Origin of the sequence: Desulforegula conservatrix Mb1Pa, from assembly GCF_000426225.1 — a bacterium.
Classification (GTDB): Bacteria; Desulfobacterota; Desulfobacteria; order Desulfobacterales; family Desulforegulaceae; genus Desulforegula; species Desulforegula conservatrix.
On the sequence record NZ_AUEY01000032.1, the window covers coordinates 1 to 12,380 of the forward strand.

The 12,380-nt window shown below is 40.9% G+C and carries 15 protein-coding genes; 6 read left to right on the plus strand and 9 right to left on the minus strand.

What is annotated here, in order from left to right; genetic code table 11:
- The 5 genes from K245_RS27265 to K245_RS0112150 form a co-directional block, all read right to left on the minus strand.
- On the minus strand, nucleotides 1-211 hold a 211-nt coding region (locus K245_RS27265), incomplete at its 3' end, for a transposase (RefSeq protein ID WP_027359490.1).
- A gap of 369 nt (nucleotides 212-580) precedes the next feature.
- A complete protein-coding gene (locus K245_RS0112135; RefSeq protein ID WP_027359491.1) occupies nucleotides 581-1,333 on the minus strand; it encodes a hypothetical protein in 753 nt (250 codons plus the stop codon).
- 244 nt (nucleotides 1,334-1,577) lie between these two features.
- Complete coding sequence (locus K245_RS24235; RefSeq protein ID WP_035277118.1) at nucleotides 1,578-3,365, minus strand: ARMT1-like domain-containing protein; 1,788 nt, start codon at nucleotides 3,363-3,365, stop codon at nucleotides 1,578-1,580.
- A 16-nt stretch (nucleotides 3,366-3,381) separates the two neighbouring features.
- Nucleotides 3,382-4,086 (minus strand): 7-cyano-7-deazaguanine synthase QueC, encoded by a 705-nt coding sequence (gene queC, locus K245_RS0112145; RefSeq protein WP_027359492.1) that lies wholly within the window; start codon nucleotides 4,084-4,086, stop codon nucleotides 3,382-3,384.
- 11 nt (nucleotides 4,087-4,097) lie between these two features.
- Nucleotides 4,098-4,745: a radical SAM protein gene (locus K245_RS0112150; protein ID WP_027359493.1), complete on the minus strand. Its 648-nt coding sequence runs from the start codon at nucleotides 4,743-4,745 to the stop codon at nucleotides 4,098-4,100.
- A 480-nt stretch (nucleotides 4,746-5,225) separates the two neighbouring features.
- Here K245_RS0112150 and K245_RS27740 point away from each other — a divergent pair, with 480 nt between their 5' ends.
- The 4 genes from K245_RS27740 (at nucleotide 5,226) to K245_RS24245 (ending at nucleotide 7,537) form a co-directional block, all read left to right on the plus strand.
- Complete coding sequence (locus K245_RS27740; RefSeq protein WP_156906784.1) at nucleotides 5,226-5,363, plus strand: hypothetical protein; 138 nt, start codon at nucleotides 5,226-5,228, stop codon at nucleotides 5,361-5,363.
- Between the two features lie 116 nt (nucleotides 5,364-5,479).
- Nucleotides 5,480-5,920: a type II 3-dehydroquinate dehydratase gene (gene aroQ / locus K245_RS0112160; protein WP_027359495.1), complete on the plus strand. Its 441-nt coding sequence runs from the start codon at nucleotides 5,480-5,482 to the stop codon at nucleotides 5,918-5,920.
- Between the two features lie 3 nt (nucleotides 5,921-5,923).
- Complete coding sequence (mqnB, locus tag K245_RS26640) at nucleotides 5,924-6,682, plus strand: futalosine hydrolase (protein ID WP_027359496.1); 759 nt, start codon at nucleotides 5,924-5,926, stop codon at nucleotides 6,680-6,682.
- Nucleotides 6,683-6,691: 9 nt separating this feature from the next.
- A complete protein-coding gene (locus tag K245_RS24245; RefSeq protein WP_051284083.1) occupies nucleotides 6,692-7,537 on the plus strand; it encodes a 1,4-dihydroxy-6-naphthoate synthase in 846 nt (281 codons plus the stop codon).
- Nucleotides 7,538-7,585: 48 nt separating this feature from the next.
- Here K245_RS24245 and K245_RS0112175 read toward each other — a convergent pair whose 3' ends face one another.
- Nucleotides 7,586-7,795: an FmdB family zinc ribbon protein gene (locus tag K245_RS0112175; RefSeq protein WP_027359497.1), complete on the minus strand. Its 210-nt coding sequence runs from the start codon at nucleotides 7,793-7,795 to the stop codon at nucleotides 7,586-7,588.
- A gap of 126 nt (nucleotides 7,796-7,921) precedes the next feature.
- Between K245_RS0112175 and kdsB the strand changes: the two genes are divergently transcribed.
- Nucleotides 7,922-8,653, plus strand: a complete 732-nt coding sequence (kdsB, locus tag K245_RS0112180; protein WP_027359498.1) for a 3-deoxy-manno-octulosonate cytidylyltransferase — start codon at nucleotides 7,922-7,924, stop codon at nucleotides 8,651-8,653.
- A 46-nt stretch (nucleotides 8,654-8,699) separates the two neighbouring features.
- Here kdsB and tsaA read toward each other — a convergent pair whose 3' ends face one another.
- The 3 genes from tsaA to elbB form a co-directional block, all read right to left on the minus strand.
- Complete coding sequence (gene tsaA, locus K245_RS24250; RefSeq protein ID WP_035277120.1) at nucleotides 8,700-9,413, minus strand: tRNA (N6-threonylcarbamoyladenosine(37)-N6)-methyltransferase TrmO; 714 nt, start codon at nucleotides 9,411-9,413, stop codon at nucleotides 8,700-8,702.
- Nucleotides 9,414-9,603: 190 nt separating this feature from the next.
- Nucleotides 9,604-10,722, minus strand: a complete 1,119-nt coding sequence (locus tag K245_RS0112190; RefSeq protein ID WP_027359499.1) for a GGDEF domain-containing protein — start codon at nucleotides 10,720-10,722, stop codon at nucleotides 9,604-9,606.
- A 381-nt stretch (nucleotides 10,723-11,103) separates the two neighbouring features.
- Complete coding sequence (elbB, locus tag K245_RS0112195; protein WP_035277122.1) at nucleotides 11,104-11,766, minus strand: isoprenoid biosynthesis glyoxalase ElbB; 663 nt, start codon at nucleotides 11,764-11,766, stop codon at nucleotides 11,104-11,106.
- Nucleotides 11,767-11,905: 139 nt separating this feature from the next.
- Here elbB and K245_RS0112200 point away from each other — a divergent pair, with 139 nt between their 5' ends.
- Nucleotides 11,906-12,361, plus strand: a complete 456-nt coding sequence (locus K245_RS0112200) for a chemotaxis protein CheX (protein WP_027359501.1) — start codon at nucleotides 11,906-11,908, stop codon at nucleotides 12,359-12,361.
- The last annotated feature ends 19 nt before the right edge of the window (nucleotides 12,362-12,380 follow it).

Genomic DNA, 12,380 nt, shown 5'->3' on the forward strand with positions numbered 1-12,380 from the left:
TTACCGACGCCTGATGGTGACACTTGTGGCATTGGTACAGATCTCTTGATTTGAGCTCGCAAAATTTCGAACCGCCGCAATTCGGACAACGAAAACCATGCGGCCATCTAAGTCTGAATAATGAATCCTGGCACTTATCTTCGGTCCCATATTCGGACAGGAATTCGTGAATACTCTTTCCTTTTTGAAATTGGATCATATTTTTTGCCATGCTACACCTCCATCATATCTGGATAATCTTTAACCTGCCTTAAGATAAGCATGGCGGAGTAAAAATGGTAATCAAATTGTTTTTTGAAATACTATGTTCCCGTTCAATGCTGAAATCTGAAGAATAAATCATTTTTGATGGACTCGCAAAAAGTCAAAATAAGGCGGTGGCGTCTTGCCTGACTTGATCCGGCATCCAGTATTTTCAGATGTTTAAGGATTCCGGTCTGCGCCGAAGTGACGTAAACGGACTCTTTGCGGTCTTGTCAACAGGCTGTTTTTTAGATTTGAATATCAGAGAGATATTTGTATGTATCCTTTTTCATAATTAAAGAGGGCAAAGCTTTTTTAAACGAACCGCATGTTCGTCCTACAGCCTGATTTCTTTCAGCTTGTCAGTTGTTCTGATATCCGCTTTTTCCTTTAGCTCATATTTCCATTTTTCAAATAGAAATTCTTTTTTGTCTTTTTCAAGTTTTTCTGTAATGGCTTTTTTGTCATTTTCAGGAATATGTCCAATCGCAGCAAGATCCTGTTCCATCATATCGAGCTGGATGATCTCATAGCCAGTCTCAGTCTTGTAAGGATTTGTTTTTTCTCCCGGGGATAGCATTCCTACCCTGTAGGAAACAGGGCCAGACAGTTTTTCAAAGGATATGGTTTTACTTTTACCTGATGGGTCTCCACCTGATTTTGCGGATTCCATATCTTCATAAGCATATGTTGTTATGGATACTTTGCCCTTGTAAATCTTCAGATAAGCTTCAGTCTCTTCAATAGAAGGCGATGAATTTATTGATGAGAATGCTTTCTCAAGAACCATTGCTGCAAGCTTATCGTTAAATACTTCGGGCTGGACATCTTGCAATGAAGGATCTTTGTCCAGTTTGTTCTTTTTTCCATATGAAAGGAGCAGTTGCATTTCAATAAATTTGTCCAGGCATTTTTCGACAGATTCACATGGTTTGCCATTTATTTTGAAGGCCAACAACTCGGAAGCTCTAATTTTCGCTCCGTCAATCAGCATTATTGTAGGATTCTTGTTTTCATCCATTAATCCGTAGAAATAGTAGCTTCCTGCTGCCAGAGCTGAAAGAACAAGTATTATAAGTATTTTTTTCATTTGTTACAGCTTTCCGAATCAAATATTTCCGGTATATCAGACCATGAAATATGCTTAATTAAATAATTGATGGACTCGCAAAAAGTCGAAAAAGGGCTTTGGCATCATGCCGGACTTGATCCGGTATCTTTGTGTTTTCAATTGCTCCTGGATTCCGGCTCCAGGTTTTCACAAGGACAGGCCCCGCCGGAATGACGGAAATTGAACTTTTTGCGATCTTGTCAATAATTGGAATTTGTCATTATTATGGTTTTGTACGTCCGCCGAGTCTTCTGTCATGCATCATACCAACACCATACTCCTTGCGCCTCATAAATTTTTCCTTTGGAGGGCCGATAATCTGCATTTCAGGGTGCTTTTTCAGCACATCTTCTGCAATTGCCATTTCTTTAGTGCAGCCTGTGCTGTAAGTGGCATCCTTTCCAGACCATTCCGGAGGTATCTTTTCACCGATTATTTCAAATGCCGTTGCTATGTCCTCACTGGTCTGGAAACGCCAGATGTCTATACAACCGCTTCTTTGGACTATTTCCCACATATACATGAGATCATCGGCATCCATGCCAGGTTCATAGTATCTGGATGGGTTGATGATAAATGTATTCAGCAGGTGGTTGTTCAGGTAATCAATGAAAGTCGCCATTATTTTTATGGCTTCATCTATCTTGCCAGGTATTGATCCGACTATGCCGCTGTAGAACATTACGGACATTCCGTTATTCTTTGCAGCCCTCATTTTTTCAATTATGGCGTCCGCCTTTTCTTCAAGATCCTTGTGCGAAAAGTGGATGACCATTGAGTGCTTGCGTTTCAGATTTATATCTACGGTGCCGTCTTCATTCTTTGAAATATTAAAAATATCCTGGGTGAACGTGAATCTGCTGTCAAATATCCTTCTTTTCTGATCAGGGCCCCTTGTTATTATTCCGTCAACCTCTTTAAAGACCCTTGCAAAGGCTGTGGAAGTCATAAGAAGATTCATATCCTCCCTCGTTCCATCAGGCATTAGAAAAAGATGCTGGTCTCTTCTCAGGATATCTATGAGCTCATTTTTTGTAAGCCTGTTGTCCCTTATTATCAGGGATGTTGCCAGAAACTCTCTTAGGTTGGAGTCTTCGAACATATCATCGAAACTTACTTTTTTAAAGAAGGGCCCTTCCTTTAGAGCTACAATCACCTTGTGACCGAGTCTTGTCAGATATCTGATAATTGCCATATCCACAAGGAATTCTCCTGACTCATTGGCTATCCAGAGAATTTTTTTTGATTCTGACGAACTGTCCGCTGCTTTTACAGCATTAACGCCAAGAAATTCAAAAAGGTCCGATTTGGCTCCTCCGCCTATTGGGGAATTCAGGATTCTTTCATAATCTTCGATGGTGAATCTTTCTGCAGCGTCTGTTTCCCATATCTCTTCTGATGCTGTCAACGCGATCAGCCTTCTCAGTTCAACCCTTTCAAGCTCTTCCCTGACCTTTGAAAGAGTATCCGGAAGATTTTTCATTTTAGAAATATCAATGCTGTTGACTGCTGACTTGAATTCAGGAGATTTGAGGCATCTTGCTACCCTGCTGTTCCTCTTTTTCTTGTCTTCGAGGTAGGTGTCAATCATGAAAGCGTGGTTATGTATGATTTTGAACAGTCTTTTCTCAAGTCTTGACGGGATCATTATGAAGTCCCTGGTCTCATGCTCAAACTTCATGCATATAAGGGCTTTCAGGTATTCCCTCTGATATTGTGAAGTGATTTTTTCATTTATTATTTCCATGATCCTTGCAAAGACCTGATTGTATCTTGATATCAGATAATCCCTGTCGCAGCCTGTCATTATGGCGTTGAACATTCTTTCTGCGCATGGATAATAGCGGTCGTTCCCTTCAAGGTGAACCATGAAGCCTATCTGTTCCGGGGAAGCAACCTCATCCGGGTAAGCATTGTGATCAAGATGATTTTCAAGAAAAAAAGCCGAGTATCTTGCGTCCTTAACCGGGTCCTGACCAAGGGTATATATCGGATGTGGATTGTCGTTCATTTTCTTTCCTTAATTCTTAAATACTCAAATAATATCTTGTCGGGTCATTCATTTCTGCTTCAGCAAAACCTTTTTTTCTGAGAATACAGCTGTCGCAGGAGCCGCAGGCAAAACCACCAGGATGAGGATCATAGCAGCTATGTGTAATGGAATAATCGACTCCGAGAGCGACACCCTGCTTTATAATTTCTGCCTTGGAAAGGTCAATCAGCGGAGTTTTGATTTTGATGCTTGTTGTGCCTGAAACACCTACTTTTGTTGCAAGGTTCGCCATTTTTTCAAAAGCCTCTATGAATTCAGGTCTGCAGTCAGGGTATCCGCTGTAGTCAACGGCATTTACCCCTATGAATATTTCATTGGCTTCTTTGACCTCTGCCAAAGCAAGGGCGTATGAAAGAAATATTGTGTTTCTTGCAGGGACATATGTTACAGGTATTTCTTCTTTTGGTGGTTTATCTGAATCTTTTTTTGGAACAGGTATATCGGCGGTCAGTGCAGATCCTCCAAAGATTCTCAGATCAATTTTTGCAACAATATGTTCTTTAACTGCAAATGCCTCTGCAATTTTCTTAGCAGCCTCAAGTTCATATGAATGTCTCTGACCATAGTCAAAGCTCAGGCTGTAGATATCGTAACCCAATGAAGAGGCAATTGCCATGACAGTGGTGGAGTCAAGCCCGCCGCTAGATAGTACAACCGCGTTTTTTGAATTTGTTTTCATTTTTTTGAAATTTATACCCCTCTGTCTATATCTGGCCAGATCTGTCTGTGAAGTTGAAGCTGCATCCTGACCTCTATGCCTGATTCCAGGATCCACGAAGCGAGCTGATCCGGTTTCAGTGTTCCTGCCACAGGAGAGGCAAGTATGGAACCATATGGAAGCTGCGGTTTATGTTTGATTAGAACTTCTGACATATAATCAAAATCAGTTTTATCAGAAATTACAAATTTTAGCTGATCTTTGCTTGTCAGTCTTTTCATATTAGAAAAATCATTTTTTTCAGACATTCCGCTGCTAGGACATTTTACGTCAACTATCCTTATGCACCTGTTGTCAACCAGATCTATATCAAGGCTGCCGTTTGTTTCCATCAGCACATCAAAGCCTTTGGAAAGAAGTCTTGATGCAAGCTCCGGCGTTCCATTCTGCATCAATGGTTCTCCACCTGTTAGTTCTACAAGCCTGCATCTGTATGAATTGACTTTTTGAAGCACTTCATCAAGGCCTATAAGCTCTCCCTTGCCATGGGAGTATTGTGTGTCACAGTATGAGCATCTCAGATTACAGCCTGATAGTCTTATAAAAACGCATGGCAGGCCTGTGTAAGTTGACTCGCCCTGGATGCTGTGAAAAATTTCTGATATTTCAAATTGTTGCATTGTATTCTCTGCTTTATTAGGTTTTTATCTTGGGCACTTTATCTTTTTATGAGTCAGCTATCAAGATAATGATAACCAGATAATAATAATCTGATAATAATTTGGTAATAATAATTGGGCTTATTGATTTGAACTTACATTTCGTCGCTGTTTTAAAAAAATCTGGCATTTTGGTTTTTGGGAAGATATTGTCAGGACATTTTTGAACAGCGCTATGATCTATACATTAAAAAAGGCTATGTTCCCCTTAGATGTTGAAAAGCGAAATAATAATCCTTTTTGGACTTATGGATCTTGGGGTACTTTTTGTAAAAAGTCCCTTAAGTCCCCTCAAAAACTTTATGTATTTTATGATCAGACGCAAATGCCCTAAAATTGTGCATGCACTGTCTAATTACCTGAAAGTTTTTGCGGAGCTTTTTTCAAAAAACGACCCGCCGGAGGCCGCTTTTTTATTTAAAGTATTAGTTAGTTATTGGAATGATAAAATATTCCACACCTAACGGGAACAGAGCCTTAAAAAAAGTGGCTGCTCTTTATTTCAGTATTGTTTTTTGGAACGAAATAATGGGCGTCCCCCAGGCAATGGTTGCAGCTTTTATTCATAAAAACACATAACCATAAAGTTTTTGCGGAGCTTTTTTTCAAAAAGCGACTCGCAGAAGGCACTCGTCACTGAGAATAAGACGGAGCCAGAAAAATAAATGCTTTTATTTTGATTATAAGGGGTGATCATGGCTGGAAAAAATATCCTTGTCATACACGGGCCTAATTTGAATATGCTCGGAAAAAGGGAGCCTGGGATTTATGGCAGCACTACCCTCGATGATATAAACTCTGAACTTGTAAAAAAGGCTTCTTTAAAGGACATTGCCATAGACACATTTCAGTCAAATCATGAAGGGGCAATTGTTGACAGAATTCAGGATGCATATAAAAAATTTTCAGGCCTAATAATAAATCCTGCCGCTTACACACACACAAGCGTTGCGATCAGAGATGCGTTGCTGCTTCTGGATGTTCCCATAATTGAGGTGCATATTTCAAATATTCATAAGAGAGAGCCTTTCAGGCATCATTCTTATGTTTCAGACATAGCAACAGGCCAGATAGTGGGCCTTGGCGTCAAAGGTTATTATCTGGCCCTCGAAGCTCTTTCGGAAATGCTGAAATAATACATGGATGATTCTATTCTTAGCTCATTATTCCCATTTGGAAAAAGGAAGAATATCCTTATAGCAGCGGCTGTTTACGAAGAAATTGAGCCTTTGCTTGGCTTTTATGGGGATTTTGAAAAGAGTGTTGTGGGTCGTAAATATTTATATATTCCGGATATCCATGATCAATCAATAAGAATACTCGTAACTGGCCCTGGCATGATAAACGCTTCCCAGGGATTAACAGCTGCCATTGAATCTGAAAAGCCTGATCTGATTATTCAGACAGGTTGCGCAGGAGTATTTCGGAATAGAGGAATAGGTATCGGAGATGTAGCTGTAGCAACAAAAGAAAGGGATATTCATCTTGGAGTAGAATCTGGAGACCGTTTTGAGCCTCCTGCTGCCCTGCCTTTCAATATCCCAGGAACTGTAAAAAATGGGGATGTAGAAATATGTGCTGCTTTGAGTGAATTTTGTTTTAAATCGATTTTTGATTCTGAAAAAGATTTCAATTTGTCGAAAGGTCCTTTTATAACGGTATCAACAGTAACATCCACAGAAGAGCGGGCGTCTTTGCTTGATAAATGGTACAGCCCTGTTATGGAATCAATGGAAGGAGCTGCTACTGCCCAGGTCTCTGGAATTTATGGGATTCCCTATGCTGAAGTGAGGTCTGCCAGTAATTTTGTAGGTAAAAGAGACAAAAGTTCCTGGAACCTGCCCCTTGCATTCAGGAATGCGTCGGCTGCAATTACAATGATTCTCAAACGGTTTTAGTTATCTTAAATGAAAAAATTTACCATCTCATATTCTCCATGCCCAAACGATACGTTTATTTTTCACGCCATGACCCACGGGCTAATTGATACAGAAGGTCTTTCATTTGCTCCTTTTCTTGAGGACGTGGAGACTCTGAATCAGATGGCAGCAAAGGGCGTTTCTGATATCACCAAGCTGTCTATGGCAGCTTTTGCTCATCTCAGTGGCAGATACTCAATGCTCTTTTCTGGATCAGCCCTTGGCAGGGGATGCGGACCACTCATTGTAAAAAGGCCGGGGGTAGACACAGCAAGGCTCGCATCTTCAAAAATTGCAGTTCCAGGACTCATGACAACCGCATTTTCCCTTCTTTCATTTTATCTTGGCAAAAAGCCTGAGGCCGCCGTCATGAGCTTTGACAGGATAATGCCATCAATGGCTTCGGGAGAATTTGATTTTGGCCTTATTATCCATGAGGGCAGATTTACCTATGCTTCCCTTGGGCTTGAGCTCGTTACCGATCTTGGAGAATGGTGGGAATCCTATACAGGGCTTCCCATACCGCTTGGATGCATTGCCATAAAAAGAGAACTTGCGGGCGAATATGCTGCAATCATCGACAGGATAATTGAAAAAAGCATCGCGCATGCTTTTGCAAATCCTGAAGATTCTATGGCGTATATCAGGGAGCATGCCCAGGAACTTGATGACTCGGTTATAGCTCAGCATATAAAGCTTTATGTTAATGATTTTTCCATAAGGCTTGGAGATGATGGAATAAAGGCCGTGGAAACATTTTTTCGAATGGGACAAGACAAGGGCTTTTGGCAAAGATCTTCAGATCAGATTTTTTATAAAAAGGCATGGTTTTAATAAACCATGCCCTGTGGTGAATATCTCACGGATATTCCTTTAGTGCTTTCAGCCTCCGCTGGATGAACCGCATTTGGGGCCAGCAAAGCCGCCTGAACCCGATGGGATTCCGTCTGCCCTGACAAAACCAGAGGACATTAGTTTTTTTACGTCTTCAGAACTGCATTTGGGGCATGGAGGATAAGGATCTGAGGTTTTAAAAGCAAGGTAGTCAAAATGATTACCACATTTATTACAGGCATATTCATATATCGGCATAGCTTTCTCCTTTGTTTTTTTGCATACAGATAATAATGTTTTGAAACCATGAGTCAAGATGAACCTGATCTGATATGCAAGATCGCAGTGAAAGATAATAAATTGATTTAATTTCAGGAGCTCTTAATGAAAATAGTTGCTGTAATACCTTCGAGGTACGGATCAACAAGATTTCCGGGGAAACCACTTGCAGAGATATGCGGAATACCTCTGATCCAGAGAGTTTATGAGAACTGCATGAAGTCAGGGGCCGTTGATGCTGTCGTTGTTGCAACTGACGATCAGAGAATAGCTGACGCTGTTTCCGGTTTCGGAGGCAGATTCATGATGACTGGTGAGGAAAACAGGAGTGGATCAGATAGGGCCGCAGAGACCGGAAGAAAGCTTGGACTTTCTGATGAAGACATTATCGTCAATGTCCAGGGGGATCAGCCACTTGTTCATCCTGACTGCATAAGGGATGTGATCCAGCCTCTTCTCGAAGACAGAACCCTCGACATGAGCACCCTTGTTTTTAAGATTGTAGATGAAAGGGAAATAACAGATCCAAAGGATGTTAAGACCGTTTTTGACAATAACGGTATGGCCCTCTATTTTTCAAGAGCTACTATTCCTTTTCCAAGAGACCCTGGAACAAAATGTGATTTTTACAAGCATCTTGGTGTTTATGCCTATTCCATGAAATTTCTTGAGTCATTCTGCAAGCTGCCAGAGGGTATTCTTGAAAACATTGAAAAGCTTGAGCAGCTCAGGGCAATAGAGTATGGCTATAAAATTAAGACGGTCATCACTGAGCATGATTCACCGGAAGTCGATCTTCCTGAGGACATTGTAAGGATAGAGAAAATTTTGTCATAATTTGACAGGTTTTGACTTTGGCGGGGTTGCTTTTAGCTCCGCCGGTTCATTCTCTTATTATGTCTTTGACCTGAATAAAGCCGTTTTCAGCTTCCCATAATATATTAAATCCGCAAACTCGAAGCGCGTAGTCTTTTTTAGTGTTTTTAGACGAATGGTAAGCCGGTCTTGGGTCCTGGGAAAGAATCTCTACAAGAAAATCCCTGAATAAGCCATTCCCATTCCAGGTTATTCGCCCGCATTTTTCTTCGGCTTCCTTTGAAAAAAAAATTTCCATATTCGCCTGGGGAGAGTCTGGGGCGAAACCACCGACTGCATTCTGGATTGAATCAGTATAAGGGATATAGGGTTTGATATCGATAACCGGAGTTTCGTGGAGAAAGTCACCGCCTGATACAAGGAGTATTTTTTTGCCTTCGGATAATTTCCACCCCTCGTTTTTGACCGCAGAAATACCTATGGGATTTGGTCTGTAAGGTGATCTTGTGGCAAATACCCCAAGCCTTTTGTTGCCCCCTTCCCTTGGGGGTCTGACCGTCGCTTTCCATTCGTTTCTTTTTATCCTGTCGAATATAAAAAGAATCCAGACATGTGAGAAACCTTCTAACCCTCTGAAAGCCTCATCCTGGGTATAGGGATCGAAAAAGTCTATTTCAAAAATAGCTGATTTTACAATTCCTGGCTGCCTTGGTATTCCGAATTTTTCTTTAAACGGGGAATTGATAATGCCTATTGGAGACATGGTTATAGGAAATGACATATTTATTCATGGATGAGCACAATTCTCAGCCTTATTTCTGAAGCAATTGTCCGCACACCCTTAAATCCTTAAAATATTTGGGTTATTGAGGCACGTTATCATAGATAATGACGGCCTTCGGAGCGCGACCCGCCGCCAGGGGGAAATCTAATCTTTGATTTCAGGAATAATTACAAATTATTTAAAAAAATCAGCAGATTCCAATACTATGTTGGCCAACTTTAGATTTTTGAGATGGAGCCGGTTCAATTTCCACAAGATTTCTGCCAGCGTTTTTTGCCCTGTAAAGGGCTTCATCGGCCCTTGAAAGGACAGATTCATAGTTTTCACCGGCAATATACTGGCTGACACCTATTGATATTGTTATGGAAAAATCTCCTGAACAATTCTGAAATTTGATCGCTGAAACAATATTTCTTATACGTTCAGCGCATATTGCGGCATCTTTCAGGTTCGGGTACGCAAGTACGAGTATGAATTCTTCTCCTCCATACCTTGCTATATGATCCTCTGCCCTGAGATTCTTGTGGATTGCGGTTGCAAGTGTCCTCAGAACCTCATCACCCTTTAAATGGCCATATGTATCGTTTACGCATTTAAAATGATCGACATCTATTATGCATACTGAAAAAGCTTCTCCTCCTCTGTCTGCGAGGGCTTTTTCCCTGGCAAGGATGTCCATCAGACTTCTGCGGTTATTAACCCCTGTGAGCTCATCAAAGATGACCATTCTTTCAATAATCGATTTGGCCCTGTTTATTCTTACCCTAAGGCCGTTGATATATGCTCCTAATGCAGAAAACCACGGGATTATGATACCCAGAACGATTATATTCATTATTTCAATTTTCAGATTAATGGATGCGGGTCTCTGAATCATCAGGGCAAGAATGACGCCTGAATAGCAGACAAGAACAAGGGCAGCCATTAAAAGAAACTGCCTGTAGTTCAGTTTGAACATCCCAAAGACAAATATGACAAGAAAAAGGGTCAGAAATACTCCCCTTGCCTCGTCCGTATAATACATTATGACCATGCCCCATACTATCGCAGCTATCATTTGGAAAAGGGTCAGACTTGGGTCTTTGAATCTCTTGTTCAGGCCTGTTGTTATTAATACAAACACTGAAACATTTATAACTAATATGAGACAAAGAAGAACCGTCAGCATAGCCGGGGTTACCCGGAAAAGGCCGTGGAAAAATGAAAAAAGACCAAGCGCAACCCATAGCAGATAAGTTCCTCCTGCCATGAAGAAGCGTTTGAGACGTATTTCCTGTTTTTTGTCTTTTGGAAAAATTTTGAACATTATGAATGCACCCTTAGCTTTATTTGCATGGGCATATTATTCGAAGAAAAGCGGCAAGTCAAATGACAAATTGTGTTTATTGCAGGAATAACAACATGATATGGTATTTGATTTGTGTGATAATCCGTGTAAACATTGTTATTTCAGGCGCTTGCTGTTTACTATTTTTTATTTTCTATCGCCTGAAAAGTAAAAAGGCGATTCATTGCGAATCGCCTCAAAACTGGAGGGAGGGCTTGGGGATTTATTCAGGGGCTTTCTTTATAGCCAATATATATCCCTCAGTTGTTCAAGTCCATAGGATGAAAAACTCATTTTGCCGGGAAAAAATCTTATGCCTGAAGGGATTTCCCTAATCTTGCCGTGTTCAGCCCTAATTGCTCAAGAGCATAGCCAAAGGACAGCTTCCACAAGTTTGTCTATCCCCTTGTAAACATCCTTGATCCCAGGCCCGAGCATATATGCAGGTGTTGAGACTATTTTATTCTTATGATCAACGTGAATGCCGTCGACCGCACATTTTATATGCTTTCCACCCATGGCCTCAATCTCAGCAGATGTTTTTTTGCAGTCTCCAATGGTTACCTCAGGGCTTATATCGCTTAAAGCCATGACAACAGTCTTGGGTGCTATGCAGATCGATCCAATGGGTTTTCCCTGGTCATGAATATTTCTGATTAAACCCTTAATCTCAGGGAGCAGCTCGAGCTGCCTTGGATTCTGGATGCTTCTATCCGTGAAGTTCAAAGTCGCCCCGCTTCCGCCTGGTAGAATCAGTGCGTCTATTTCATTCGGTGATACGTCCTTGACATCTTTGATTCTGCCCCTCGCTATTCTTGCGGATTCTTTAAGGACATTTCTTTTTTCATTTTCATTCTTGCCGGAAATATAATTGATTACTCTGGCCTGATCCACATCAGGTGCCATGCATATGGCTTCAATGCCCCTAAGATCAAGTGCGAGCAGTGTAAGTACGGCTTCATTGATTTCTGCGCCATCGCGAAACCCACATCCTGACAGAAGAACCCCGAATTTTTTTTTCATCACCCCTCCTTCATAAGCTGCGAATACATGAATCCATAATAATATCTTTGGGAACGATGTGATTTGCATAAAAAAAATAATTGTTTTTAATTATGGCAAGGATTAATCTGTTGAATCTAATACCTCAAAAGGGGACTTCATGGAAGCATCTATTGTTAATACTGTTATCGAATCAGCTTTGCATATCCTGGGAGTGACAGCCAATCTTACCCCAAAGCTTAACAGGCCTTTTAGCAAAAAGAGCAGGTATGCTCCAGGAGATATATCAGGACTTATATCTGTAAAAGGAGATATAGAAGGGTCTATATCCATAACTTTTACCGAAAAATGCATTCTGTCAGTCGTTTCTGCCATGTTTTCCGAAGAGATTACAGAGTTAAACAATGATGTAAAAGATGCCGCCGGCGAGCTTACAAACATGATCGCAGGCAGAATCAATACAAAATTTGCTGAAATGGGAAAGAAGTGCCGGGCAGAAATGAAAGAAGTCAGGATGGACAAAAATCATCTATTGGAACATCTTCCCGAAAAGCAGGTCTTTTCAATTCCCTTTGAAGGTGGGGCAGGATATTTCAATCTGGAGATCTGTATTTAGGTTTTCAGCTTATTTATGC